This window comes from Dactylosporangium aurantiacum, assembly GCF_000716715.1.
Classification (GTDB): domain Bacteria; phylum Actinomycetota; class Actinomycetes; order Mycobacteriales; family Micromonosporaceae; genus Dactylosporangium; species Dactylosporangium aurantiacum.
In genome coordinates this window covers 203,868-230,517 of record NZ_JNYJ01000024.1, presented here as the reverse complement: position 1 = coordinate 230,517, position 26,650 = coordinate 203,868, and the positions used below count along the sequence as shown (strand labels likewise).

At 73.4% G+C, this 26,650-nt stretch carries 23 protein-coding genes; 13 read left to right on the top strand and 10 right to left on the bottom strand.

Going from position 1 to position 26,650, the window contains the following annotated elements; genetic code table 11:
• Positions 1-95: 95 nt before the first annotated feature.
• The 11 genes from OP18_RS27030 (at position 96) to OP18_RS26985 (ending at position 12,139) form a co-directional block, all read left to right on the top strand.
• Entirely contained in the window at positions 96-1,259 is a 1,164-nt protein-coding gene (locus tag OP18_RS27030; RefSeq protein WP_052387399.1) for a mandelate racemase/muconate lactonizing enzyme family protein, read from the top strand.
• Positions 1,252-1,998 (top strand): SDR family NAD(P)-dependent oxidoreductase, encoded by a 747-nt coding sequence (locus tag OP18_RS27025; protein ID WP_052387398.1) that lies wholly within the window; start codon positions 1,252-1,254, stop codon positions 1,996-1,998. Before OP18_RS27030 ends, OP18_RS27025 begins: the two co-directional genes overlap by 8 nt.
• A complete protein-coding gene (locus OP18_RS27020) occupies positions 1,998-3,440 on the top strand; it encodes a glycoside hydrolase (protein WP_033361798.1) in 1,443 nt (480 codons plus the stop codon). Before OP18_RS27025 ends, OP18_RS27020 begins: the two co-directional genes overlap by 1 nt.
• Positions 3,437-4,048: a bifunctional 4-hydroxy-2-oxoglutarate aldolase/2-dehydro-3-deoxy-phosphogluconate aldolase gene (locus tag OP18_RS27015; RefSeq protein ID WP_052387397.1), complete on the top strand. Its 612-nt coding sequence runs from the start codon at positions 3,437-3,439 to the stop codon at positions 4,046-4,048. The genes OP18_RS27020 and OP18_RS27015 overlap by 4 nt, the downstream gene beginning before the upstream one ends.
• 9 nt (positions 4,049-4,057) lie before the next feature.
• Positions 4,058-4,984 (top strand): phosphotransferase family protein, encoded by a 927-nt coding sequence (locus tag OP18_RS27010; RefSeq protein ID WP_211273685.1) that lies wholly within the window; start codon positions 4,058-4,060, stop codon positions 4,982-4,984.
• Positions 4,985-5,049: 65 nt separating this feature from the next.
• A complete protein-coding gene (locus OP18_RS61950) occupies positions 5,050-7,164 on the top strand; it encodes an NACHT domain-containing protein (RefSeq protein ID WP_211273684.1) in 2,115 nt (704 codons plus the stop codon).
• A gap of 68 nt (positions 7,165-7,232) precedes the next feature.
• Positions 7,233-7,985 (top strand): GNAT family N-acetyltransferase, encoded by a 753-nt coding sequence (locus OP18_RS27000; protein ID WP_033361795.1) that lies wholly within the window; start codon positions 7,233-7,235, stop codon positions 7,983-7,985.
• A complete protein-coding gene (locus OP18_RS26995) occupies positions 7,982-8,707 on the top strand; it encodes a sulfite exporter TauE/SafE family protein (protein ID WP_033361873.1) in 726 nt (241 codons plus the stop codon). The genes OP18_RS27000 and OP18_RS26995 overlap by 4 nt, the downstream gene beginning before the upstream one ends.
• 161 nt (positions 8,708-8,868) lie before the next feature.
• Positions 8,869-11,190: an MMPL family transporter gene (locus tag OP18_RS26990; protein WP_052387396.1), complete on the top strand. Its 2,322-nt coding sequence runs from the start codon at positions 8,869-8,871 to the stop codon at positions 11,188-11,190.
• 204 nt (positions 11,191-11,394) lie between these two features.
• The gene (locus tag OP18_RS57595; protein ID WP_156089811.1) at positions 11,395-11,556 is read left to right on the top strand and encodes a hypothetical protein; all 162 of its coding nucleotides are present in this window, start codon (positions 11,395-11,397) and stop codon (positions 11,554-11,556) included.
• A 142-nt stretch (positions 11,557-11,698) separates the two neighbouring features.
• Positions 11,699-12,139, top strand: a complete 441-nt coding sequence (locus OP18_RS26985) for a hypothetical protein (RefSeq protein ID WP_033361794.1) — start codon at positions 11,699-11,701, stop codon at positions 12,137-12,139.
• A gap of 16 nt (positions 12,140-12,155) precedes the next feature.
• Here the strand turns inward: OP18_RS26985 and OP18_RS26980 are convergent, their stop codons facing one another.
• The 4 genes from OP18_RS26980 to OP18_RS26965 form a co-directional block, all read right to left on the bottom strand.
• Complete coding sequence (locus OP18_RS26980; protein WP_033361793.1) at positions 12,156-13,295, bottom strand: RNA polymerase sigma factor; 1,140 nt, start codon at positions 13,293-13,295, stop codon at positions 12,156-12,158.
• A 6-nt stretch (positions 13,296-13,301) separates the two neighbouring features.
• Positions 13,302-13,709 carry a YciI family protein gene (locus tag OP18_RS26975; RefSeq protein ID WP_033361871.1) on the bottom strand — a complete coding sequence of 136 codons (408 nt, stop codon included), beginning with the start codon at positions 13,707-13,709 and terminating at the stop codon, positions 13,302-13,304.
• 75 nt (positions 13,710-13,784) lie between these two features.
• Entirely contained in the window at positions 13,785-14,306 is a 522-nt protein-coding gene (locus OP18_RS26970) for a pyridoxamine 5'-phosphate oxidase family protein (protein WP_033361792.1), read from the bottom strand.
• 142 nt (positions 14,307-14,448) lie between these two features.
• Entirely contained in the window at positions 14,449-15,276 is an 828-nt protein-coding gene (locus OP18_RS26965; RefSeq protein ID WP_033361791.1) for an MIP/aquaporin family protein, read from the bottom strand.
• Positions 15,277-15,525: 249 nt separating this feature from the next.
• Here OP18_RS26965 and OP18_RS26960 point away from each other — a divergent pair, with 249 nt between their 5' ends.
• Complete coding sequence (locus OP18_RS26960) at positions 15,526-18,417, top strand: glycosyl hydrolase family 95 catalytic domain-containing protein (protein ID WP_245635529.1); 2,892 nt, start codon at positions 15,526-15,528, stop codon at positions 18,415-18,417.
• A 48-nt stretch (positions 18,418-18,465) separates the two neighbouring features.
• Here OP18_RS26960 and OP18_RS26955 read toward each other — a convergent pair whose 3' ends face one another.
• Complete coding sequence (locus OP18_RS26955) at positions 18,466-19,641, bottom strand: endo-1,4-beta-xylanase (protein WP_052387395.1); 1,176 nt, start codon at positions 19,639-19,641, stop codon at positions 18,466-18,468.
• Positions 19,642-19,901: 260 nt separating this feature from the next.
• Entirely contained in the window at positions 19,902-20,573 is a 672-nt protein-coding gene (locus OP18_RS26950; protein ID WP_033361789.1) for an enoyl-CoA hydratase-related protein, read from the bottom strand.
• 148 nt (positions 20,574-20,721) lie between these two features.
• Here OP18_RS26950 and OP18_RS26945 point away from each other — a divergent pair, with 148 nt between their 5' ends.
• Positions 20,722-21,153 (top strand): hypothetical protein, encoded by a 432-nt coding sequence (locus OP18_RS26945; RefSeq protein WP_033361788.1) that lies wholly within the window; start codon positions 20,722-20,724, stop codon positions 21,151-21,153.
• A gap of 22 nt (positions 21,154-21,175) precedes the next feature.
• On the opposite strand, the gene OP18_RS26940 is transcribed toward OP18_RS26945, so the two are convergent.
• The 4 genes from OP18_RS26940 to OP18_RS26925 form a co-directional block, all read right to left on the bottom strand.
• Positions 21,176-21,472 carry a hypothetical protein gene (locus OP18_RS26940; protein WP_033361787.1) on the bottom strand — a complete coding sequence of 99 codons (297 nt, stop codon included), beginning with the start codon at positions 21,470-21,472 and terminating at the stop codon, positions 21,176-21,178.
• Positions 21,469-21,978, bottom strand: coding sequence for an SRPBCC domain-containing protein (locus OP18_RS26935; RefSeq protein WP_052387394.1), 510 nt, complete (start codon positions 21,976-21,978; stop codon positions 21,469-21,471). Before OP18_RS26935 ends, OP18_RS26940 begins: the two co-directional genes overlap by 4 nt.
• Before the next feature lie 116 nt (positions 21,979-22,094).
• Positions 22,095-22,469, bottom strand: coding sequence for an ArsR/SmtB family transcription factor (locus OP18_RS26930; protein WP_052387393.1), 375 nt, complete (start codon positions 22,467-22,469; stop codon positions 22,095-22,097).
• Between the two features lie 155 nt (positions 22,470-22,624).
• Entirely contained in the window at positions 22,625-26,587 is a 3,963-nt protein-coding gene (locus OP18_RS26925) for an nSTAND1 domain-containing NTPase (protein ID WP_052387392.1), read from the bottom strand.
• Positions 26,588-26,650: the final 63 nt, after the last annotated feature.

Genomic DNA, 26,650 nt, shown 5'->3' with positions numbered 1-26,650 from the left:
GTCCTCGCCGAAGAAGTCCAATCCATCCTCATCGGCAAAAAGAACCCGAAAGAAGCCCTCACCTCCGCCCGCGACCGGATGAACGCCCTCATCAAATGAACCTCACCATCGCCTCCGTCGAGGCCATCGCCCTGGCCGCGCCGTTCGAGCAGCTGTACGGCAGCCTCGAAGCGGTCCCGTCCTGGCTGCTGACCCCGGCGTCCAGCCACCGCGTGCTGCCCCGCCTCGGCCAGTACACCACCCTCATCCGGATCCGAACAGTTGACGGTGTGGAGGGCATCGGCGAGGCGTACGGGCTGCCCGAGCCGCGGGTCACCGCGACCGTCGTCGGGCGGCTGCTCGCCCCGATGCTGGTCGGCCGGGACGCCGGGGCGTCGGAGGCGTTGTGGGAGCTGATGTTCCAGGCGCAGGCCGGCGCCGGCCGCACCGGCGGGTTCTACCTGGAGGCGATCAGCGGGATCGACCTCGCCCTGTGGGACCTGCGCGGCAAGGCCGCCGGGCAGCCGGTCCACCGGCTCCTCGGCGGCCCGGTCCGCACCGCCGTGCCCGTCTACGCCTCACCGGTCCCGTTCCTGCCCAGCCCGGAGGAGTCCGTCCACCGTGCACTGTCCTTCGTGGACGACGGCTTCCACGCGGTCAAGCTCAAGCTCGGCCGCGGCGAGGCGACCGACCTCGCGCACGCCGCCGCGGTCGCCGGCGCCATCGACGGGCGGGCCGCGCTGCACGTCGACCTCAACTGCGCCTACGACGTGAAGACCGCGATCCGCCTCGGCCACGCCCTCGACCACCTCGGGGTGCGCTGGCTGGAAGAGCCCCTGGCGACCGACGACGTCGCGGGGCTCGCCGAGGTCCGCGCCGCCGTGCGGATCCCGGTCGTCACCGGCGAGAGCGAGTTCATCCGGTACGGCTACCGCGACTTTCTCCTCGCCCGCGCCGCCGACGTCGTCATGCCCAACCTCACCCGCGCCGGCGGTATCACGGAGGCCCGGCGGATCGCGGCGCTGTGCTCCGCGTTCCACGTCGACGTCTCACCGCACGGCGTCGGCTCCGCCATCGGGCTCGCCGCCGCGCTGCAGTTCGCCGCCGCCACCCCGAACGTGCCGATCTACGAGTACAACCGGCTGCCGAACCCGCTGCGCGACGACCTCGCCGCGCCACCGTCCCTCGTGGACGGGGCGCTCGTCGTGCCCGATGCGCCCGGCCTCGGCGTCACCATCGACGAGGACCTGGTCGCCCGCTACGAGGTGTTCCGTGCCTGACACACCCGGCCTCGCGGTCGTCACCGGCGCGGCCGGCGGCATCGGATCGGCCGTCGCGGCCCGGCTGCGCGCCGACGGCTGGCAGGTGGCCGGGCTCGACCGCGCCGACGCCGACCTCACCGACGAGACCGCCGTGGCCGCCGCGTTCCGCGACCTCGGCACCGTCGGCGCGCTCGTCACCTGCGCCGGCGTCACCGCCGGCGCGCCCGCCCACGAGACCAGCCTGGCCGACTGGCGGGCCGTGCTGGACGCCAACCTCACCTCCGCGTTCCTCTGCGCCAAACACGCGCTGCCCGGCATGATGGCCGCCGGGCGGGGCGTGATCGTCACCATCGGCTCCGTCCACGGCCGGGCGTTCGCCCCCGGCTACCCCGCCTACGCCGCCGCGAAGGCCGGCCTGGCCGCGTTCACCCGGCAGCTCGCCGTCGACTACGGCCGCCACGGCATCCGCGCCGTCACCATCAGCCCCGGCTGGGTCCGCACCCCCGACACCATGACCCGGGTCACCGACCCGGCGGACCTGGCCCGCCTCGGCGAGACCCAGCACCCCGGCGAGCCGGCGGACGTCGCCGCCGCCGTCGCGTTCGCCGTCTCATCCGGCGCCGCGCTGCTCACCGGCACCGAGATCGTCCTGGACGGCGGCGCCACCGCCGTGCAGGCCGCCGCCCTGCTCAGACCCGGACCACGTGCCCGCCTCGGCCTCCCGCCGCTCACGGAGGCCCCACCAGAGGAGTCCTGATGCCCCTTACCCGCCGCACCGCCCTCGCCGCCACCGGGGCCGGTGCCGCCGGCGCCCTCGTCGGCGCCGGCGTCCGACCCGCCCCGTCCGCCGCGGCCGCCGCCGACTACGTCATCCGCCACGACCAGCCCCGCCAGACCATCCTCGGGCTCGGCGTCGAGATCCAGTCCGACTCGATCGGCTCCGGCAACAACGGCCTGCCGACCGCCACCACCTCCGTCCCGCACGACCTCGTGGCGACCGAACGCACGCGCATGTACCGCGACCTGCTGAAGATCCGCGACGACCGGGGCTTCCGCTACCTGCGGCTCGCGCTCGGCCTGTACCTGCGCGGCCTGGACAGCACCCAGAAGCAGATCATCGGCCGCTGGCCCACCCAGCTGGCCGAGCTGGCCGAGCTCATCGCCCAGTCCGGCATCGAGGGCGTGTCGGCCGAGTACTGGTCACCGGCGCCCGGCTGGAAGTCCAACGGCAGCTACATCGGCGGCACCATCGCCTCCACCGACCCCGGCTGGCTCGACCAGTACGGCGACGCCATCGTCCGCGACCTGGTGTACCTGCGCGACAACGGCGTACCGGTGACGATGTTCAGCCTGCAGAACGAGCCGTCCATCGACCACGTCGCGTACTCGTGCTGCTCGTACACCAACGACCAGTACTACAAGGCGTTCAAGGCCATCGCCCCGAAGGTCCGCGCCGAGTTCCCCGGCATCTTCATCCACGCCGACGCCGAGAACGGCCAGCGCGGCCGCGGCGGCGCCCTCATCCGCGGCGACGCCGCCGCCCTGGCGCAGGTGGACGGCTGGTCGTTCCACCGCATCGGCAGCGACAGCAACGACCAGCTGCAGAACAACTACACCAGCGACGCCGCCGGCAAGCCCGTGTTCAGCAACGAGTTCGAGTACCAGGTGCCGACCAGCGACTGGAAGATGGTCAACACCGCCCAGTCCATCATGAACTGGATGACGTTCCAGAACTCGCCGACCTGGTTCTGGCTGCACGCCCTCAAGCCCACCTACAACGCCGAGGCGTCGGGCTACTCGCTCGGCTTCTGGCGCCCCTATGACGACGACGACTTCACCAAGTACCCGAACATCGCCAAGGGGCACTGGGACTACAACCCGCGCAACTTCAACGGCATCCACGGCTTCGTCAAGTACCTGCCGTGGAACTCGGTGCGCTACCACGTCGAGGAGGGCACCCGCCGCACCGAGCAGCGCATCATGGCCTGGAAGACCCCGCAGGGCAAGCTCGTCTTCGCCATGACGAACCGCAGCCTGTCCACGGTCACCTACACCGTCGACACCGGCAGCGTGCGTGCCTTCCAGGGCCAGCAGTACACGCCCGCCGCCCGCAACACCAATCTCACCGACAAGACCGGTCCGGTGCTCACCCTCACCCTGCCGCCCACGTCCGTCCAGTTCTGGATCGAACGCCTGTGACCTTCGACGAGCTGCTGCGCGGTCGTCCGCTGCTGGCGATCCTGCGCGGGGTGCCCCTCGCGCGGGCCGTGCCGCTGGCGGACGCCGTGCACGCCAGCGGCCTCGGCGTCGTCGAGGTCCCCATCCAGACCCCGGACGCCGTCGACGTGCTGCGGGACCTCGCGTCCCGCGGCACGCCCGTCGGCGCGGGCACCGTCCGCACCGTCGAGCAGGTCGCCGTCGCCGCCGCGGCCGGCGCCGCGTTCACCGTCGCCCCGGGCTTCGACGCCGCCGTGGCCGGCGCCAGCCACGCCGCCGGCCTGCCGCACCTGCCCGGCGTCGCCACCGCCACCGACGTCCACCACGCCCTGACCGCCGGCTGCACGTGGCTGAAGGCGTTCCCGGCCGGCTCACTGGGCCCCGGCTGGCTGCGCGAGCTGCGTGGCCCGTTCCCCGAGGCCCGCTTCGTCGCCACGGGCGGCATCGACGCCGGCAACGCCGGGTCGTTCCTGGCGGCGGGCGCGGTCGCGGTCGGCGTGGGCACCGCCGTCACCCGCGAGGGCGGCCTCGCGGCACTGCTGCGGGCGTTCGGCGAAATCGCGGTGCGGCCGGGAACCGCGGAGACCTAGATTCCGGAGGTGACCGACCTTTCGCACCTCGGCGTGCCGACCGGCCCCCTGGTCCGCGTCCACGGCGGGTTCGCCAACCGGATGTACCGGCTCGACACCGACCAGGGGTCGTTCGCGGTCAAGGAGCTGAACCTCGCCGACCGCCGCTCGCCGTACCACGTGCAGGACGTGTTCAGGTTCGAGCGGGCGGCGTTCGCCGCCGGTGTCCCGATGCCCGAGCCGATCTCGGCCGGCCCGCGCGCCCTCGTCCACCGGTGGGTCGAGGGCGAGAAGCTCCCCGAGGCGCCCGTGCCGGTGGCGTACGCCTTCGAGCTCGGCGGGATCCTCGCGCGCCTCCACGCGCTCGACGTCGAATGGACCCATGAGCCGGCCGAGGAGCCGACCCCACGGGACTGGCCCGAGCTCGCCCGACGGGCGCTGGCGACCGGACAGCCGTGGGCCGGCGAGCTCGCCGCCAACGTCGACAGGTTCCTCGCGATCGCCCACTTCGTCGACGCCTGCGAACGGCCGGGCCCCGTCGTGCTGACCCACCGCGACGTCCAGCCGTGGAACCTGCTCGCCCGCGACGGTCGTCCGGTGCTGCTCGACTGGGAGCTGTCGGGGCCGCTCGACCTGTCCGGTGAGCTCGGCTCGACCGCGCTGAGCATCGCGAAGGGGCCCGGTTTCGACGACGTCAGGCCCGCCATCTTTCGCGCGGTCCTCGACGGCTACGTTGCCGGGGGCGCGGCGCTGCCGCCGCCGGGCCCGAGCTGGTTCGTGTTCATGATCGGCGGCTGGCTCGGGTTCACGAGATGGAACATCCTGCGCTGCCTCGCCGGTACCGAGGCGGGCACCGGCCCCGACCTCGCGCTGTCGCACGAGTCGGCGCGCAACGGCGTGCGCGGCCTGCCCGACATGTTCGGCCGGCTCCCACAGCTCGAGGCGCTGCTCGGCTGAAAGGTCCGGCCAGCGGATAGCTCATCGTCGACCGGATGGGTACGGTCTGCATCCATGCCGATCACGTGCCACGCAGCTGTCCGGTCCGGGGCGGGTCGGTGCTGAGCGGGCGGTCCCGACGTGCCCGGGCGCTCGGCTACGCGGCGGTGGCCGCGCTGTGCATGACCATCGCCGCGGTCATGGGCCGGCCGCTGCTGGGCGGCATCCCCGCCGACGGGGTCGACCGGGTCAGCGCCGCCCTCGCCCTGACCGGGCTGGCCGGCACCATATGGTCGCTGTACCAGGGGGTGCGGGCCTGGCGGTGGCAGGAGACCGCGGTCGCCGACCTGGTCGCCCGGCTCGTCGACGCGGTCCGCGACGGTGAGGAGACCGCCCGGGCGCAGCTGCTGGGCCGCCACGACAAACCGATCGACGTCCGGTTCGACTTCCGCCCGGCACCCGCCCACGACGCGCACAACGCCGACCCGCAGGGGCGCCTCGCCGACGTCGTCCACTACTACCGGCGGCTCCATCCCCGCCGCATGGTGATCACCGGGGCGCCCGGCTCCGGCAAGACCCTGCTCGCCATCGAGATCATCCTCGGGCTGCTGGAGACCCGCGGCGCCGACGACCCGGTTCCGGTGCGGCTGTCCGCGGCCACCTGGAGCACCGACACCGCCGAACCCGTCCAGCAGTGGCTGGTCAACCACCTGGTCACCACCTTCGACCTGTCCCCGGCCTCGGCCGAGGCGCTGGTGGCCGGGCAGAGGATCCTGCCCGTCATCGACGGCCTCGACGAGATGGACGCCGACGCCAGCCCCGGCTACGACTCCCGCGCCGCCCGGGCCGTCGAGGCCCTCAACACCTACCAGCAGCGCCGCGCCAAGGCCGAACTGGTCCTGACCTGCCGCACCGGCCAGTACCAGGCCCTGGAGGCCGCCCGGGTGTGGGCCCAGGACGCGGCGCACATCGAGCTGCGCCCCGTCGACCCGGTCCAGGCCCGCGCCTTCCTCACCGACCGGGTCCTCGACCTGCACCGCTGGCAACCGGTGCTGGACGTCCTCGACCACCAGCCGGCGCACCCCCTCGCGGTGGCGTTGTCCACCCCGTGGCGGCTGACCCTGGTCACGGTCGTCTACGAGCAACGACACCCCGGCACCGGGGCGTTCCTGCGCGACCCGGCCGACCTGGCCGGGCCGGGGCTGACCACCGCCGACGAGATCCGGGACCACCTGCTGTCGCTGTTCATCCCCGCGACCCTCACCACCCAGCGGCCGGCCGGTCATCCGCCCGCGCAGGTGCACCGGTGGCTCGGCGTGCTCGCCGCGTACCTGGACGACAACACCCGGCACCTGCGCCGCCTCGGCGGTCGCACCCTGTCCGGCACCGACCTCGTCCTGCACGAACTGTGGCCTCTCGCCGGCGCCCGCCGCCCCCGGATGGCCGCGCTGCTCCTGCTGGCACTCCCATGGGCCGTCGTCGCGCCGATCATGCTCACCCAGGTGCCCGTCGGGTTCGCCGCGAACCAGGTCCTCGGCGCCTCGTCGATCGCCTTCGGCGTGCTGTGGACCGCGTACCTGTCGTGGTCCCACGTCTGGCCCCAGCCGAGCCGGGCGGACCTGACCCAACTTCGCACCGCGGCGGGAGGCCGCCGGTTCGTGGCCTGGCTCGGGCTCGGGGCGGTGTTCGGGCTCGGGCTCGGGCTGGTGTTCGGGTTCGTGTTCGGGGCCATTCTCGGGTTTGCGTTCTGGCTCGCGGTCGGGGTCACGGGCGGGCTCGCGGTCGGGCTCGCGGCCGGCCTCCTGGGTGGCCTGACCAGCTTCGGAACGGTAGGGGTCCGGGAGCCCCGGGCAGTCATCCGCAACGACCTCACGGTCGGGCTCGCGGCCGGCGTCGCCGTCGTGCTCGCGTTCGGACTCACGAACTGGCGCACGAGCGGGCTGCAGGGACGGCCCGCCTTCTGGTTCGCGCTCTGGCTCGGGGCCGGGATCACGGCCGGCCTCACGGGCGCGCTCGCGGGCACCCGCTACCTCGCCCTGCTGCTGCTCACCCGATCCCGTTCCGGCCGGCCACTGCCGTGGCGGCTCGGCCGGTTCCTCAACTGGTGCTACCACGCGGGACTCGTCCGCATCGCCGGCGGCGGGTACCAGTTCCGCCACCGCGAGCTGCAGGACTACCTCGCCCGCCATCCCCACCCATGAGGGACGGGGCCGCGGCCGTCCGCCCGTTCAGGCATGATCACGGGAGCAGTCGACGGGGGAGGCGGGGCATGACGATCGAGACGACCGACAGCCAGCTCGGCGAGGCGCCGCTGCGGCAGGCGCGCAACTCGGCCGCGTTCTGGGCCGCGACCGGCCGGGCCCGCGGCCATGAGGTGCTGCGGCGGCCCGGGTACCTCGCCGTCGCCGGGGACGAGCGGGCCGGGCTGCGCATCCTCATCCAGGAGCCCGACCTCGGCGCCGACGTGATCGCCGAGATCACCGACCTGGCGGCGGGCGCCACGGGACCGGTCGACATCGAGGACCCGTTCAGCGCCGCCGACCTGACCCACCTCGGCATGCGCACCTGGCAGATGCCGGTCATGCTGCGCCCGCCGGGCCCGGTCGCCGCGCCGGCGATGCCCGTGCGCCGGGCGCGCGGCACGCAGGACCTGCACGCCGCCGAGCGGGCCGTGATCGAGGGGTTCGAGCTGGGCAGGTTCGAGCCGCACCGCGGTGGCGAGCTGTTCCCGGCGGCGCTGGTCGAGCAGCCCGGCGTCGACGTGTTCGTCGCCGAGCTCGACGGCGAGGTCGCCGGGGCGTGCGTCACCGTCCTCGACAGCGGGTACGGCAGCCACTACTGGGTCGGCACCCCGTCCCGGTTCCGCTCCCGCGGTGTGGGCCGGGCAGTCATGCTCGGCTCGCTCGCGCACCTGACCGGCGTGCCGGTCACGCTCACCGCGTCCCGGCTCGGGCGGCCGCTGTACGAGTCGATCGGCTTCACCGCCGCCGCGCCCGCGACCTGGTGGTCCTCGACCCGGTGACCGGCTGGGCGGCGGTGCTGGTCGCGTCGGCGGCGGCGTTCGCGCTGGCGGTGCTGTCCGCGGTCGCCGGGTTCGGCGGCGGGGTGCTGCTGCTGCCCGTGTTCACGGCGCTGTTCGGGCTGCGGGCGGCGGTGCCGATGCTGACCCTGGCGCAGCTGGGCAGCAACGCCTCCCGCGCCTGGCTCAACCGCCGCGAGCTGCACTGGCCGCTGGTCGGCTGGTTCGCCGCCGGCGCGGTGCCGTGCGCGGTCGCCGGCGGGCTGCTGCTGGCGCACGCCCCGCTCGGCCCGCTCAAGCGGCTCCTCGGCGTCTTCCTGATCGGCGTGGTGCTCTGGCGCCGGCGCAACCCGCACCCGCGCAAGCCGGCGGAGCGCACGTTCACCGCGGTCGGCGCGGCGTCCGGGCTCGGGTCGGCCCTGCTGGGCTCGACCGGCCCACTGACCGCGCCGTTCTTCCTCGCGTACGGCCTGACCCGCGCCGCGTACATCGGCACCGAGGCCGTCAGCGCGCTGACCCTGCACCTGTCGAAGCTCACCGCCTACGGCGCCGGCGACCTGCTCACCGGCCCGGTGCTGCGCTACGGCGCCGCGCTGACCCCGGCGACCCTGGCCGGGGCGTGGGTCGGCAGGAAGATCGTCGGGCGGATCAGCGACCGCGTGTTCGTCAGGTTCGTCGAAGCGGGACTGATCACCGCGGGTCTGCTCTTCGTCGCCGGACTGTGACGCCGGTCCGCGCCGGCGGGAGCCGGACTGTGACGCCGGTCCGCGCCGGGGGCCGGACTGTGGGGCGGGTCCGTCGCCACCGGACGGGTGCCGGTCCGTTTCCGTGCCCGCGCGGCCGGGTAATCGCGTGCCACACGGGACACACGATCGGAGCGCGACCGGTGACTGAACCTGAGACCCCACCCCGGAGCCGGTGGCACCCGAGCCTGCTGCTGCAGTGGTACGCCCGTGCCGTCGTCTGGCTGCGCTGGCTGGTGGTGGCGTTCTGGGTGGCCGCGGCAGCGGCCGTGTACACGTTCGTGCCGGCGTACGGCACCGGCGGCAACGACCTGGAGCAGCTGATCTCCGCGGACAACCCGGCGGTGCGCAGCGAGCTGCAGTCCGTGCAGAAGTTCGGGTTCCCGGTGCTGAGCCGGGTCGCGGTCGTGCAGCGCAACCCGGCCGGGCTGTCGACGGAAACGCAGACCAAGGCGGTGGCGAGGGCCAAGGCGGTCAGCGACGGCACCTACCCGGACGCCAAGCCGATCGTGGCGGCGGTACCGGTGATGAACACCCTCGGGCTGTTCCCCGGCTCCACCGAGGACGGCACGACGATCGTGACGCTGCTGTTCACCGACCCGAGCGTGACGTTCGCGGGGCAGCAGGAGGCGGCGGAGCAGTTCGTGGCGAAGCACTACGACGCGTCCGACGCCGTGGTCGGCATCACCGGGTCGGTGCCCGCGCGGGTCGAGCAGACCCGCCTCGTGCTGGACTCCGTGCCGCGGCTGGAGCTGATCACCGTCATCGCGGTGTTCCTGATCATCGCCGTGGTGTTCCGGTCGCTGCTCGCGCCGCTGCTGGCCCTCGGCGTCGCCGGGATCGCGATCCTGCTGACCCTGCACATCGGCGGCGCGGTCGCCGACCGGCTCGGGGTGCCGGTGCCGCAGGAAACCCAGCCGCTGCTGGTGGCGCTGCTGCTCGGCGTCGTCACGGACTACGTCGTGTTCTACTTGGCCGCCGTACGCAACCTGCTGGAATCCGGCACGACCCGGCTGGACGCGGCCCGGCAGGCCACCGCACGGTTCACCCCGATCATCGCGACCGCCGGGGCGACCGCCGCCGCCGGCACCGCCGCGCTGCTCGTGGCCGACTCGCCGGCGTTCCGGGCGTTCGGACCGGGCATGGCCCTGGCGATCCTCATCGGCATGCTCGTCGCGGTGACGCTGGTCCCGGCGCTGCTGGCCATCTTCGGCGGCGCCGCGTTCTGGCCGTCGCGCCGGCACCGGCGGCAGCGGCCGGTCGCGGTGACCGAGCTGTCCGCCGGTCGGCGGACCGGCTGGACCTGGCTGCTGACCCGCCGCTGGTTCGCCGCGCCGATGTTCCTGCTGCTCGTCGCCGCCCTGATCACGATGGCCTCGCCGGCGCTGCACCTGCGCCTCGGCGTGTCGTTCGTCGAGGCGCTGCCGACCAACCACCCGGCGCGCACCGCCGCGGCGCAGGCCGAGACCGGCTTCGCCGACGGCATCCTGTCCCCGACCGAGCTGCTGGTGCAGGGCTCCGGCATCGCCGGCCGCCAGGCGGAGCTGGCCCGGCTGCAGCAGGAGCTGACCCAGGTGCCCGGCATCGCCGGCGTCCTCGGGCCCGGCACCGGGGCCCTGCCGCCGGGCCTGGAGCTGTTCCGCGCGGCCGACGGCACCGCCGTGCGCTACCTGCTGATCCTGTCCGACGAACCGCTCGGCGGCACCGCCGTGCAGACCCTGACCCGCCTGGAGCGTCAGCTGCCGGGCCTGGTGCAAAACGCCGGCCTCGGCGACGCGCAGACCAGCCTCGGCGGCGACACCGCCATCGCCAAGGTCATCGTCGACCAGACCGTGCACGACCTCGGCCGCATCGCCGTCGCCGCGCTCATCGCCAACCTCGTGTTCCTCATGCTGTTCCTGCGCGCGTTCATCGCCCCGCTCGGGCTGCTCGCCTGCAGCGTCCTGGCGATCGGCGCCACCCTGGGCCTGACGACCTGGGTGTTCCAGGACTTCTACGGCAACGACGGCCTCACGTTCTACGTCCCGTTCGCGGCCGCCGTGCTGCTCGTCGCGCTCGGCTCCGACTACAACATCTTCGGCATCGGCCCCGCCTGGCGCGAGGCGCGCGGCCGCCCGCTGCGCGAGGCACTCGCCATCACGCTGCCGCAGTCCGCGCACGCCATCCGTACCGCCGCGTTCACCCTCGCGGTCAGCCTGGGCCTGCTGGCGCTGGTGCCGCTGCGACCGTTCCGGGAGCTGGCGTTCGCCCTGTCCGTGGGCATCCTCATCGACGCGTTCATCGTGCGCTCCCTCCTGGCGCCGATGTTGTTGACGGTGCTGGGCTCGGCGGTCGAACCGGCGACGGTCGAGGAGCCGCCCCCGGCGTACGAACGGGATCCGGAGCCGGCCGTCCCCGTGGCGCGCGAGCCGGAACCGGTCGAGACGCGGATGCTGTCGACGGAGCGGCCGCCGGAACGCGCCTGAGCCCGCCGCCCGGGCGGCCGCCTCGGAAAACGGCCGCTGCCCCGGGTGGCCGCTTCGGCAACGGCCAGCGCCACCCGCTGCGGGCGGTGCCAGCGCCGGGTGCCCCGATAGTCGCCGACGAGCCCGACCGCGCGGGCGGCGAGGCCGGTCGACGACCGGCAGGTTCGACACGTTCGGCCCCGTGCTGCGGGCACGGTCCGATGGGTGCGAGCTGGCGGGCGGGCCGCCTATGCCGTCCTGGCGCTGGCGACGGGTGTGGCGCTGCTCGGATACGTGGTGTTCGCGCAGCTGGCCGGGCGGTTCACGGTCCGCGACGAGGAGCGGCTACGGGCCTGGGTGGAGGGTCACCTGCGCGGCGCCGCCTGAACGGCCGGGGCTGGCTCCGCCGGGCAGGCGTCACCCTGGCCCGGAAGGTCTATTTCCGACACATCCGGCATATCGGGAAGTAGTCGCGTGGTGTCCTTGAGTGAGGGAGGCGTCGACGGCGACGCCGGACACGGGGGACATCATGGGACACGCCATCGCACGCAAGGGCATCGTGACACTGGTCGCGGTCTGCGGCATCGCCGCGCTCACGCCCGCGACACCCGCGGCCGCCGCGGACGCCGCGCCCGTCCCGTTCGGCCAGGCGACGAAGATCGTGCTGGACCGTTCGGGTGGCTTCGCGGGGGAGCGGACGTCGTTCGTGGTCGACCGCACGACGGTCGGCGGCCGGCCCGCGCTGCGGATGGCCGGCAGTTGGAAGTTCCGCTGGCTGCGCAGCTCGTACCAGCCGAGGAACCCCTGCTGCGACCGCTACGCCTACCGCGTCACCGTCACCTACCGCGGCGGCTTCCGCAAGACGGTCAGGACCGTGCAGGGCACCCAGGCGCCGCGCATCCTGTGGGACGTGATCACCGAGACCGAGCGCGTCGGTGTCCGCCCGTTCTCGCCGGCGCCCGCCGGCTGAGCACGCACCGCCCGGCTCAGCCGCGCAGCCGCGCGTTGAGCCGGGCCGCCTGGCGGGTCAGGTGGTCGCGCTCGGCGAGGTTGACCGCGGACCGGGCCGCCTCCGCGTACAGCCGCGCCGCGGTCGCCGGCTCGCCCGCGCGTTCGTGCAGGTAGGCCGCGGCCGCCTGGTACCGGGGCAGCCCCGGGTCCAGCCCGGCCAGGGCGGCCAGGCCGGCGCGGGCGCCGTCGGCCTCGCCGAGCGCGACGGCGCGGTTCAGCCGGGCAACGGGGTTGTCGGTAAGGCGGAGCAGCTCGTCGTACCACTCGACGATCTGCACCCAGTCGGTCTCAGCGGCGGTGCGGGCGTCGGCGTGCAGCGCGGCGATCGCGGCCTGCGCCTGGAACTCGCCGAGCCGGTCCCGGGCCAGCGCCGCCTGCAGGATGTCGACGCCCTCGGCGATCAGGCGGGTGTCCCACCGGCCGCGGTCCTGCTCGGCGAGCGGCACGAGCCGGCCGTCGGCGCCGGTACGCGCGGGCCGCCGGGCGTGGTGCAGCAGCATCAGCGCGAGCAGCCCGGCGACCTCCTCGTGCTTGACCCGCGCCGCGAGCTGGCGGGTGAGCCGGACCGCCTCGGCGGCGAGGTCGACGTCGCCGGAGTACCCCTCGTTGAACACCAGGTACAGCACCCGCAGCACGGTGCCGACGTCGCCCGGCTGGTTGAGCCGCACCCCGGACACGGTGCGCTTCGCCCGGCTGATCCGCTGCGCCATCGTCGCCTCCGGCACCAGGTACGCCTGCGCGATCTGCCGCGTGGTGAGCCCACCGACCGCGCGCAACGTCAACGCGACCGCCGAGGCCGGGGTCAGCGACGGGTGCGCGCACAGGAAGTACAGCTGCAGCGTGTCGTCGGCGACCTCGGCCGGGCCCGGATCCGGCTCGACGATCTCCTCCCGCCGGCGCCGGGCGGCGTCGGCGCGGGTGGCGTCGAGGAACTTGCGCCAGGCCACCGTGATGAGCCAGCCCTTGGGGTCCCGCGGCGGGTCGGCCGGCCACACCCGGACCGCCTCGACGAGCGCGTCCTGCACGGCGTCCTCGGCCGCCGCGAAGTCAGCTCCGCGGCGGACGAGGATCCCGATCACCGTGGGGGTCAGGGACCGCAGCACGGACTCATCCACCGGACGTCACTGCGTGATCGTGGGCAGCGACGTCATGATCGGGCGCAGCTCCAGCCACTCGTGGATGGGCCGGCCGCCGGCGCCCGGCGCCGCGGACAGCTCGGCGGCCAGCTCCAGGGCCCGCTCGTAGCTGTCCACGTCGATGATGATCCAGCCCGCGATCAGGTCCTTCGTCTCGGCGAACGGCCCGTCGGTCACCGGCGGGCGGCCCTCACCGTCGTACCGGACGAACGTGCCCTCCGCCAGCAGCGCCTGGCCGTCCACGAACTCGCCGCTGTCCTCCAGCCGCGCCGTGAAGTCGCGCATGTACGTGATGTGCGCGGAGACCTCCTCCGGCGTCCACTGCTCCATCGGGACGTCGTTCACCGGCGCCGGCGCGCCGCGGTAGTGCTTCAGCAGCAGGTACTTGGCCATGGTGTGCTCCTCGTGCGGTACGGCCATTCTCGCCGTGTTCGGTGCGGGGACGGAGCCGGGTCGCCGTTCTCGACATCACGCGACACGATTGTTCCGCACCGCCGCGGCGCGGCGTTCCTCGCGCCGGCGGGCCAGCTCCTCGACCGCGGAGGGCAGGGTCTGCTCGAAGTCGATGAGCTTGACCCAGGTCGGCGTCACCACGATGCGGACCATGCCGTCGTACAGGTCGCGCACCTCGGCCTCCCACTCCACCCGCTGCTGCGCCGTCATCGTGTACGTGCCGTTCATCCGCAGGAACTCCTCCGGGATCCCGTCGACCACGTCCAGCTCGGCGCGTCCCCTGATGAGCAGGATCTTCGGCGGGTGCACCTCGGTGTCGATCGTCAGCGCGACCATCGGGTTGCGCCGCAGCGACGGCAGCTTGGGCGCGTTCTTCGCGGTGCACATGACGATCTGCGTCCCGTTCCAGGTGAACGCGATCGGCACGGTGCGCGGCGTGCCGTCCTTCGCCACGTACGCCAGCCGGGTCAGGTCCCGGGCCAGCAGCTCCCGGCTCAGCGGCCGGTCCAGGATCTCGCTGATCTCGGTCGGTTCCATCGGGCGTCCCTCCTCGGTCGAGCCGCCACCGTGGCCGCTCGCCTCCCGGGGACGCGGCGGGGTCGCCGTTCTCGACATCCCCGGCCCGCGAATGTTCCGAGTTTTTCCGGCGGTACCGCCGCGGGCGTCGTGGGCCGGCGGCTCAGCCCCGCACGCGGCCGGTGATCCGGTCGACGGCCGGCAGGGTCGCCTCGGCGTGCGCGGTGGCGCGCAGGAAGCGGCCGATGAGCGCCTCGTACAGGCCGGCGCCGGCCAGGCCGCCGATGACCGGTCCGGCGATCGGGATCCAGAAGTACAGGTACCCGGTCTGGTCGCGGAACGCGCCGCCGTACCCGGTGAGGAAACTGGCCAGCCGCGGGCCGAGGTCGCGCGCCGGGTTGATGGCGTAGCCGGCGTTCGTGCCCCAGGCCAGGCCGATGGCCACGACGAGCAGGCCGACGACGAACGGGGCGAGGCCGGTGGCCGGGGGAGTGCCGGTGGCGTCGGTGATGGCGAGGAGCAGGAACAGCAGGATGGCGGTGCCGAGGATCTGGTCGCGCAGGGCGCCCCACTCGCCGACCGGCAGGGTGCCGTTGCCGGGCAGGGTGGAGAAGACGCCCTGGGTCTTGATGGTGAGGCCGGGGTCGGCGGCGTGCAGGACCTCGGTGAAGTTCCAGCGCACCAGCAGGGCGCCGACGAACGCGCCGAGGAGCTGGGCGATCGTGTACGGCGCGACCTTGCGCCACGGGAAGCCCCGGAACGCCGCGAGCGCGACGGTGACGGCGGGGTTGAGGTGGGCGCCGCTGATGCGGCCGGCGACGTGGATGCCGAGGACCACGGCCAGGCCCCAGGCCCAGACGATGGAGTCGTGGTCGCCGATGCCGGCGGCCGCGACCTGCGCCACCGCGGCCAGGCCGAACAGCATGATGACCATCGTGCCGGCGAACTCGGCGGCGAGCTCGCCGAGCAGGCGGGGGTGCGGTGCTGGCATAGTCCCTCCCGGGTTCGGAAGGAACACTAACAAACCTGGGTGCCTGTCGGAAGGGCCGACTCCGGCCCGTCCGGAGGCATAACCGAAAATGCTGCGTTGAATGTTGTGAAATGTTCGGCGAACATAGACGGCGAGCGTTCCCGCCGCCCGCTCACGCTCCGCCGAAAATGACACACCTCGCATGCGCAGCAAATTGTGAGCGCTCACAGGGCGGCGGTATCCGAAACCCGCCACGGCGAAGGAGCCCCTGTGCAAGCCGGCAACGACAATCCTGTATCGCAAGCGCCGACGTCCGACCTGACCCGAAGGCGGGTGCTGAAGGCCGGCGCCGCCGGTGCCGGCGCGGCGCTGCTGCCCCTCGCCTGGTCGGCGTCGCCGGCCTCGGCCGCCGCACCGCCGGAGGTGGGCGCCGCGAACGGGCTCGCGCTCTGGTACACGCAGTCCGCCGGCACCGACTGGCTGCGCGCCCTGCCGATCGGCAACGGGCGCCTCGGCGCCATGGTGTTCGGCACCGTCGACGTGGAGCGGCTGCAGCTCAACGAGGACACCATCTGGGCCGGCGGCCCCTACGACCAGAGCAACCCCCGCGGCGCCGGGGCCCTCGCGCAGATCCGGCAGCAGGTGTTCGCCGGGCAGTGGAGCCAGGCGCAGACGCTCATCGACCAGAACATGCTGGGCATCCCGTCGGCGCAGCTGGCGTACCAGATCGCCGGCAACCTGCGGCTGACGTTCGCGGCCGGTAGCAGCGGGGTCTCGGACTACTCGCGGTGGCTGGACCTGAGCACGGCCGTCGCCGGGGTGAGCTACCTGCAGAACGGGGTCCGGTTCCGGCGCGAGGTGATCGCCAGCGCCCCGGACCAGGTGATCGCGGTGCGGCTGACCGCGGACCGGACCGGGCAGCTCACGTTCTCCGCCAAGTTCGACAGCCCGCAGCGCACCACGCTGTCCAGCCCGGACGGCTCGACCGCCGCGATCGACGGGATCTCCGGCGACCAGCGGGGGCTGGCCGGCAAGGTCAAGTTCTACGGCCTGGCCCGGGTGATCGCCGACGGCGGCACCGTCAGCAGCTCCGGCGGCACGCTGCAGGTCCGCTCGGCCAACAGCGTGACCCTGCTCATCTCCATCGGCACCAGCTACGTCAACTACCGCGACACCAGCGGCGACTACCAGGGCAAGGCCCGCGGGTACCTCACCGCGGCGGCCGCCCGCACCTGGGACGACCTGCGCGCCCGGCACGTCGCGGACTACCAGCGGCTGTTCGGCCGCACGACGCTGGACCTCGGCCGCACCGCCGCCGCCGACCAGCCCACCGACGTGCGCATCGCGCAGCACGCCAGCACCAGCGACCCGCAGTTCTCGGTGCTGCTGTTCCAGTTCGGCCGGTACCTGCTGATCTCGTCCTCGCGGCCGGGCACCCAGCCGGCGAACCTGCAGGGCATCTGGAACGACTCGCTCAGCCCGTCGTGGGACTCCAAGTACACCCTCAACGCCAACCTGCCGATGAACTACTGGCCCGCGGACACCACGAACCTGGCCGAGTGCTACGAGCCGGTGTTCGGCATGATCCGGGAGCTCGCCGTCACCGGCGCCCGCACGGCCCAGGTGCAGTACGGCGCCGGCGGCTGGGTGACGCACCACAACACCGACGCCTGGCGCGGCTCGTCGGTGGTCGACGGCGCGCTGTGGGGCATGTGGCAGACCGGCGGCGCCTGGCTGGCGTCCATGATCTGGGACCACTACCAGTTCACCGGCGACATCACGTTCCTGCAGGCCAACTACCCGGCGATGAAGGGCGCGGCGCAGTTCTTCCTCGACACGCTCGTGCAGGAGCCGTCCCTGGGGTACCTGGTCACCAACCCGTCCAACTCCCCGGAGCTGGCGCACCACTCCGGCGTCAGCGTGTGCGCCGGGCCGACCATGGACAACCAGATCCTGCGCGACCTGTTCAACGGCGTCGCGCAGGCCGCCCAGGTGCTCGGCGTCGACGCCGACTTCCGCACCAGGGTCCTGGCCACCCGCGACCGGCTGGCCCCGATGAAGGTCGGCTCCCGCGGCAACATCCAGGAGTGGCTGTACGACTGGGTCGAGACCGAGCGCACCCACCGGCACATCTCGCACCTGTACGGGCTGCACCCGAGCAACCAGATCACCAAGCGCGGCACGCCGACGCTGTACACGGCGGCCCGCCGCACGCTCGAGCTGCGCGGCGACGACGGCACCGGCTGGTCACTCGCCTGGAAGATCAACTACTGGGCGCGGATGGAGGAGGGCACCCGCGCGCACGACCTCATCCGCCTGCTCGTCACGACCGCGCGGCTCGCGCCGAACATGTTCGACCTGCACCCGCCGTTCCAGATCGACGGCAACTTCGGCGCGACCTCCGGTATCGCCGAGATGCTGCTGCAGAGCCACAACGGCGAGCTGCACGTGCTGCCGGCCCTGCCGTCGGCCTGGCCGAGCGGGCAGGTGCAGGGGCTGCGCGGGCGCGGCGGCTACACCGTCGGCGCGAAGTGGGGCGGCGGGCAGCCCGACGAGGCCACCGTCCGATTCGACCGTGACGGCACCGTCAAGGTGCGCGGCCGGTTCCTCACCGGCTCGTTCACGGTGACCGACACGACCAGCGGCGCCACCGTCACCGTCACCAAGCCCGAGAGCGACGCCATCGCGCTGCCCGGCCTGTCCGGGCGCACCTACCGCATCGTCGGTCAGGCGCAGCCGCCGCAGCAGTCGGGGTACGTGCGGATCGGCAACGTCACGACCGGCCTGGTCCTCGACAGCGGCGGCAACGTCGCCTCCGGCGCCAACCTGAAGCAGTGGAACTGGGACGGCAGCACCAACCTGCAGTGGCAGCTGGTCGACGTCGGCAGCGGCTGGTACCGCGTCGTCAACCGCACCAACGGGATGGTCCTGGACAGCTGGGGCGCGACGGCCAACGGGTCCGTCTGCCGGCAGGCGGCCTGGAACGGCGGCAACAACCAGCAGTGGCGCCTCAACGACACCGGCAGCGGCCGGACGCAGATCATCAACCGCGGCACCGGCCTTGCCCTGGACGGGATGGGCAACGCCACGGCCGGCTCCACCGTCGGCATGTGGGCGCCCAACACCAACACGAACAACCTCTGGACCGTCACCACGCTCTGAGCACACAGCGACGGCCCGGCCCATCCGCGGGCCGGGCCGTCGGCAGTCTCAGGCGACGGTGCAGGCCGCGCCGTTGAGCGTGAACGCGGCCGGTCTGGCGGTGTTGCCGGTGTGGGTGGCCTGGAAGCCGAGGCTCACCGACGCGCCGGGCGCGATCGTGCCGTTGTACGACTCGTTCCGCGCGGTCACCGCCCCCGAGGCGGGGGTGTAGGTGGCGTTCCAGCCCGACGTGATCGTCTGGCCGCCGGGCAGCGTGAACGCCAGCGACCAGCCGTTGACCGCGGCGGTGCCGGTGTTGACGACCGTGAGGTCCTCGGTCAGGCCGGTGTTCCACGCGTTGACCGTCACGGTGACCCGGCAGGCCCCGCCGCCCTGCGGTACCGACGCGGAGGGCGACGGCGACGAGCTGACGGGCGGGCTGCTGACCGGCGGCGTGGAGATCGGCGTGCCGGGACCGTTCAGCGCGTTGAGGGTGCTGGTGTAGGCGGCCTTCTTGTTGCCGTTCGCGTCGAACAGCAGCGGGTTCTCGCCGGTACGCCACGAGTCGCTGTCCCGGATGCCCCACACCGTGATCCCCGCGCACCTGGACACCGCCAGGCACGCCTTGACGACGTTGGCGTAGGCGGTGGCCTGGTTGCTGCCGGAGATGTCCGCGACCTCGATCCAGTCGTTGCCGGTGCGCTGCAGGTTCGAGTCCCGCCGGCCGCCGGAGCCGCCGTCGGCGAACGCCTCGTTCACCACGTCCCAGGCGTAGATCTTGCCCTTGTAGTGCCCGGCGACGTTCGTGATGTGGTTGATCATCGCGTTGCGCAGCGCGGTGCCGGACAGCTGCTGCGCCCAGCCGGGCTGCTGCTGGTGCCAGGTGAGCGCGTGGCCGCGCATCCGCTGGCCGTGGGCCTGGGCGTGGGCGACGATCTGGTCGGCCGAGGTGTAGCGGAACTGGCCCTGCGACGGCTCGGTCGCGTCCCACTTCATCTCGTTCTCGGGCGTGATCATGTTGAACTCGCGGTCGAGGATGCCGGTGTACGTGCTGTTGCTGAGCTTGCCGGCGGCGACCGCCGTACCGAAGTAGCGGCCCTTCTCCGCGGCGGACGCGCCGAGGGTCGTGCCGGCGCTGGCGGAGCCGTTGAAGAAGATCGCGGCGCCCGCACCGATGACGCCGGCGGCGGTGAGGGCGAGGACGGCGCGCAGCCGGACCCGGCGGGGTGTCGGTCTGTGGGACATGGTGTTCCTTCCACGATGTGTGGCGGGACCGGCCGCCGGAGCCGGTCGGCGGCCGGCTCCGACGCCGTGGGCGCCACGCACGTGAGCGCTCACATCAGCGGTCCCGCTGATCTGCTAGGAGCGTCGCAGCCTTTATCGCCGTTACTCAACGCCAATGCGGAATACCTGGATAAGGGCGCCGTCGCAGATGAAACTTTCAATTGCCGACTTTTCGTTACTCCCGCGGATAACGGTTTTCCGCGATGCCTTCCCGACCCGCCTCACCCCAGCGGGTGCGCGGTGTCGCGCAGCGCGGCCAGGACCGGGGCGTACAGGCGCGCCTTGATGACGCCGAGGGCGTCGCCGGCCTTCGCCGCGCCGGCCCGGGCGAGCTCCACCGCCGTGCCGGCCACCGCGTCCTGCGCGACGGCGTGGTCGACGATGCCGCGCCGCTGCGCGTCGGTGCCGCCGTAGCGCCGGCCGGTCACCATGGCCTCGTGCGCCGCCTGCGGCCCGAGCCGCGCCTGGATCAGCGCGGACATCGCCGGCGTGAACGGGATGCCGAGGTCGACCTCGGGCAGGCACCAGTACCCCCGGTCGGCGCGCATGACCTTGAGATCGTGGGCGAGCGTCAGTATCGCCCCGGCCGCGAACGCGTGCCCCTGCACCGCCGCGACGGTGATGACGGGCAGCGCCAGCAGCCGCGCGTACAGCTGCTGCACGGACACGACATAGTCCTGCCGCCGCTCGGGGTTGCCGCCCAGCCAGTCGAGATCCAGCCCGTTGGACCAGATCTTGCCGGTGGCGGTGGTGACCATCGCCCGCGGCCCGCCGGCGCCGCCGACCTCGTCGAGCGCCGCCCCGACCGCGGCGACCCAGTCGGGGTGGAACCGGTTCTCCCCGTCACCGAGGTCGAGCACGAACACGTCGTCCCGTCGGTCGAGCGTCGGCATGACGGTCCCCTTTCCGGCGGCATCGGCGGGTGTGATGGAGCATGGCACAGCCCGCCCGGCGCGGTCGACGCATCATGGCCGCCTGCACCACCCGCTCGTGCCGGTGGGACCGTAAGGTGGGTGCCGGCATCTCTGGAAGGAGCGTGCGATGCGCAACCCCGATGTCGAGGCCCTGGACGTGCTGGTCGGCGAGTGGAAGCTCACCATCGCCGACGCGTGGTTCCTCGAGCCGCCCGGCACGAAGCAGCACGGCAGCGCCACCGCGCGGTGGATCGGCGACGCGTTCGTCGAGCTGCGGGCGGAGTTGAACGGGGAGCACATGTGGCACTTCATGTTCGGCCGCAGTGACGCCAACGGGCAGCTCGTCACGCTCTACCACGACCCGCGGCCGACGTCGCGGGTGTTCCGCACGACGTTCGCCGGCGGGGAGTGGGTGATGCTGCGCGAGGACCCCGACTTCCACCAGCGGTTCGTCGCCACCGTCACCGCCGACCGCATCGACGGGCACTGGGACGCCTCGCAGGACGCCGGGGTCACCTGGCGCAAGGACTTCGACCTGATCTTCGAGCGCTCGACCTGACCGTTCGAGCGGGAAGGGCCGCTCAGGGCCGCGGGATCTCGGGCATGACCGTCATCTCGCTGGGCCGGCGCTCCCACAGGTGGAACGGCACGTCGGCGATCGCGGCGCCCAGCACGGCCATGCCGGCCTGGAAGTGCTCCATCGACGACCACAGCGAGATGGCGACGAGCCGCCCGCCGGCGGTGTCCTCGAACCCGCCGATCGACTCCAGGCCCTCCAGGCCGGCGGTGGCGGCGTAGTTGCCCTGCATCGCCGCGACCAGGTCGGCGTGGTGCTCGGGGTGCGGGTAGTGGACGGCCTGGGCCAGGACGCGGGTCATGCGGACTCCTCGATGGTTTCTGCTGCGGTTCGCAGCTCGGCAAGAATTCGGGTCCAGCCGCCTTCATAGCCGCCGTACTGCGCGGACATGTCGACGACCGCGGCGAGCTGCTCGGTGGAGAGGCGGTCCCAGCCGCGGTGCTCGAGCTCGACCCTGGTCACCGCGGGGCCGAGGGCGCGGAAGTGCAGCTCGACCTCGGTCACGACCGGCAGCGTCGTCCAGGTCATGGCGAACCGCGCCGGCGGCTCCCAGACGAGGATCTCGCCCCAGTCGACCTCGGTGCCGTCGGCCCAGAGCTCGTACACGCGACCGCCGGGCCGGCCGTCCAGCCGTACGTCGACGACCTTGCCCGTGCCGAGCGAGAACGGCTGCGTCGGCCACCAGCGGCCGATGTCCCGCGTGAACACGGTGAACGTGTGCTCGATGTCGCTGCGGATCACAATCGTCTGCCGGATCGGGGCACGGCCGCGCAGCGGCACGACCTTGTCAGGCTCGCCGGTCGTCATCCTTGTCCTCCACGTGGTGCTGGAACGTGCGCAACGCGGCCCGCCACATCGCGACGGCGCGCCGCCGTGCTGCGGTGACCGGCGGCCGGTCGGGTCTCGGGTCCGGGCGGTGCGGGTCAGGCGGCGCCGGTCGCTCGGCCATCGCCGCCTCCCGCGCTGCCGTGCTGCCGGGCCCGGTCGGCCTCGACCAGGTCCTTGGCGAGGCCGAGCGCCGAGCCCCACATGTCGTCGAGGAACTCGCGCAGCCCGGCCAGCCCTTCCGGGCGGGCCCGGTAGAGCCGGCGCGTGCCGTCCCGGCGCTCGTCGATGAGCCCGGCACTCTTGAGCACCGCGAGGTGCTGGCTGATCGCCGTGCGGGTCACCCCGTCGAACGCGGCCGCGATCTCGCCGGCGGCCAGCTCGGCGGAGGCGACCAGCCGGAGGATCGAGCGCCGCCGCGGCTCTGCGATGGCCCGCAACGCCTCGTCGACCTGATCCTCCGCGTCCCGCATGCGCAGTACGTTAGTCGCTGCTAACGTTAGCGTCAACTAACGAATGACGGAACCCTCGCGGGTGACCGGGCACCGGATGAGCGCCGGTACCTCGGCGGTGTCGACCGCGGACCATGTGCCGAACGGCATGACTGCGCCGCTCGGCTCCCCGGACGTCACGGCGGGCACGGAGGCCGGTACGGCAGTCCCGGGAAGTAGGCGTCCCACTCGGATGGCGTGAGGCGCGGGTAGGCACTGGCACACACCCTGGCGGCGACCCTGGCCGGGTTGACGTCCCACAGCCGGACCGTGCCGTCCGGGCCTCCGGTGGCCAGGTGGTGGCCGTCGGCGGTGAAGGCCACCGAGCTCACGGCGTCGGTATGGCCGGTCAGCACGGCCGATCCGGCCGGTGAGCGCGGGTCGGCGACGTTCCACAGGCGCACGGTGTGGTCACCGCTGCCGGTCGCCAGGGTCCGGCCGTCGGGGCTGAAGGCGGCGTGGCCGACGAAGCTCGTGTGCCCGCTCAGCGTCGCCAGGGCGACCGGCCTGTGCGGATCGGTGACGTCCCAGAGCCGGACCGTACGGTCGTGGCTCGTGGTGGCGGCGGTGTGCCCGTCGGGGCTGAACGCCACCGCGTCGACCTCGTCGGTGTGCCCGACGAGCACGGCCGACTCGAAGGGATGGCGGGGATCGTCCAGGTTCCACAGCCGGGCGGTGTGGTCGGCGCCGCCGGTGGCGAGGAGGCGGCCGTCGGCGTTGAACGCCACCGCGTTGATCGAGTTCGTGTGGCCGGTCATCGTGAACTCGGCCGACCGGACCGGGTGGCGAGGATCGGTGAGGTCCCAGAGCCGCGCGACCCGTCCGCGGGCGCCGACGACAGCCAGCCGCCGGGTGTCCGGGCTGAACGCCGGCAGGTAGACGTCGTCGGCAGCGCCGGTGAGCGGGAGGACGGCCAGTTCGGCGGCCTGACGGGAGTCGGTCAGGTCCCACAGCCGGACGGCGTCCGCGGTCGCGGTCGCGAGCAGCCGGACGTCGGCACTGAACGCCATCGGTCCGTCCATCGGGACGTCGACCGGATCGGTGAGGTCGGTGAGGTCGGTGAGGTCGTCGCGGCCGGTGAGCGTCCACCGCCGCACGGTCCAGGTCCTGTCGATCCAGATCCGGTCGACGCCGATGAGCAGGCTCCGTCCGTCCGGGCCGGCCCGGATCGGGCGGACGACGCCCTTGCGCCCGGTCGGCGCCGGACCCGGCAGATCCCACAGCCGCACGGTGAAGTCGAAGCTGCCGGTGGCCAGCGTCCGCCCGTCGGGGCGGAACGCCAGCGTCGCGATCGTGCTGGTGTCGATGGGGTCCCCGACGTGGCTGACGAGGGTCGTCGTCGGTGTGGGGTGGCGAGGGTTGTCCACGCTCCACAGCCGTGCGGTGTTGTCGGCGCCCCCGGTGGCCAGCGTGCGTCCGTCGGGACTGAACGCCAGGCAGTACACCAGACCGGTGTGGCCGGTGAGGGTGCTCAGCGGGGTCGCGGTGGCGACGCTCCACAGCCGCACGGTGTGGTCGTCGCCCCCGCCGGCGAGGACGGTGCCGTCGGGGCTGAACGCCACCGCGCCGACGACGTCGCTGTACCCGGGGAGCCGGGCCGACTCGGTGGCGTGCGACGGGTCGGTGACGTTCCAGATCCGGACGGTACGGTCGCCGCCGCCGGTCGCCAGCGCGTGACCGTCCGGGCTGAACACCGCCGAGAAGACGGCTTGCCGGTGACCGGTCAGCGTGGTGAGCACGGTCGGGCGTCGAGGGTCGGCGACGTCCCAGAGCCGGACGGTGTGGTCGCCCCCGGCGGAGGCCAGGGTCCGGCCGTCCGGGCTGAACTGCGTCGCGTAGACCGTGTCGGTGTGACCGGTGAGCGTGGCCAGCGGGGCGGGGTGGCGGGGATCGGCGACGTCCCACAGGCGCACGGTGTGGTCGCTGCTTCCGGTGGCCAGGGTCCGGCCGTCCGGGCTGAACGCGACGGAGGCCACGGGCTCAGGGTGGGCGGCGATCACGGTCAGCACAGCCGGGCGGTGCACCGTGGTCGTGTCCCAGAGCCGCACGGTGTGGTCGCTGCCGGCGGTGGCGAGCACCCGGCCGTCGGGGCTGAACGCGACCTTGTGGACGTATGCGGTGTGACCGGTCAGGCGGACGGCGTACGGCGTGGCGAACGCGCTGAGCAGCCGGCCGCGGGCCTCGACGGTCGGCGACAGGCGGTACGCGGCCAGGCTCAGCTGGTTGGCCAGCGCGGGGTTGTCGACCCGCAGGGAGTCGATCTCGCCGGCGACCTTCCGGGACACGGCCTCGTCGCGCTGCCGGTCGGCGATCCGCTGCGCCCGCGCGGCCAGCAGGGTGGTGGCCGCGGCGACGAGGAGCAGCGCCGTGAGTGCCGCGACGAGCTGCCGCAGGCTGCGGGCGCGGCGCCGGGCGGCCCGCTGCTCGGCGAGCTCGCGGGCGATCGACGCGGCCAGGAACTCGCGGGCCACCGGACCGGGCGCGGCGTGCGGGCCGGCGGCGCGCCGCCAGTCGAGCGCCGCGGCGAGGCGGGCCCCCCGGTACAGGGCGTTGGGGTCGCACCGCTCGTGCCGCCAGGCCGCGGCCGCCTCGTTGAGCTGGCGCTCGGTGAGCAGGCCGGCGCGGTCGATCTCCAGCCAGCCGCGTAACACCGGCCACGCGGTCAGCAGCGCCTCGTGGCTGATCTGCACGACGTCGCCGTCGATGGTGATCAGCCGCCGGTCGACGAACTCGTCGAGGACCTCGCTGACCTGCTCCGGTGCCCCGCCGCACTCCGCGTGCAGCTGTGCGGGCGTCATCCGGCGGCGGGTGTCGACGGCACCGGGAGCGACGTGGACCAGGCTGAGGAACAGCCGGCGCGTCAGTTCGCGCCGCGGCTCGTCGAGCGCGTCGTACACCGCGTCGGCGCCGGCCGCCACGGCCCGGTCGATCCCGCCGACGTCCCGGTAGTCGGCGATGGTGAGGCGCCGGTCACGGCTGTGCTGCCAGGTGGCGTACAGCGCGTACGACAGCAGCGGAAGGACGCCGGTCTGATGCTCCAGCGTGTCCGGTCCGCCGGTCCCGGCCGGCGTGACCTCACGGATCAGCAGCTCGGCCAGGCCCTCGTCGACCTCGACGTCGGCCCGGCGCGCCGGTTCGATGATCGCCCGGCGCAGCTCGGCCGCGCTCATCGGCCCGACCGTCAGCTGGTTGGTGCGCACGGCCGCGACCAGCTCGGGATAGCGCAGGACCGACGCGTAGAAGTCCGCGCGCAGCCCGATGACGACCCGCGTCGCGGCCGAGCCGGCGGCCGCGCACAGCATGGCGATGAACCGGCGCCGTTCGCCGTCGTCGGCGCACTCGGTGAACACCTCCTCGAACTGGTCGACCACCACCAGCAGGCGGGGCTCGTCCGGGCCGACGTCCACGGCGGTCCCGGCCGCGTCGGTGAGGCGGCTGACCGGCCGACCGGCCGCCGCGAGCCGTGCCGACAGCTCGTCGCCCGGGCGGGCACCCGGCGTGAACAGCACCACCGACCACCCGTCGCCGAGCCCTTGCCCCCGGCGCACCGCGGGGATCAGGCCCGCGCGCAACAGCGACGACTTGCCCGAGCCGGAGGCGCCGACCACCACCTGGATGCCGCCGCAGGCCGCATCGGGCGAGGCGAGGCGGCCGACCAGCTCAGCGGTCAGGGCCTCGCGCCCGAAGAACCACTCGGCGTGCTCCGGCTGGAAGCTCGCCAGCCCCCGGTACGGCTCCGGACCGTTCGGCCGGCGGCCCGTCGTGCGCCGGCTGCGCTGCCACGCGTGCAGCCAGCGGGCCACCGCGACCGGTTCCTCGACCCCACAGGCGGCCAGCACCCGCACCAGCAGCGCACGCGACGACGTCGACGGCAGGCCCCGCCCGGCGAACCAGTCCCCGATGGTGCTGTGGCTGCGGTAGCTGCCACTGCGGCCGGCGACCTGGCGGACGGTCAGCCCGGCCTGCTCCCGCAGCAGCGTCAGCTCCCGGCCGAAGTCCTCCCGGTGCGTGACGCGGTCCGGATCCGGCCGGTCCTCGGGTAACGGCACCGGCTCCGTCATGGTGGCGGCCTCCCTGCGGCGGGTGGGCGTCGAGGTCACGTCGGGTGGTCATCACTGTACCCAACGTCCATGTACGGTCCTGTACGGATTCTGCCCAGCTGC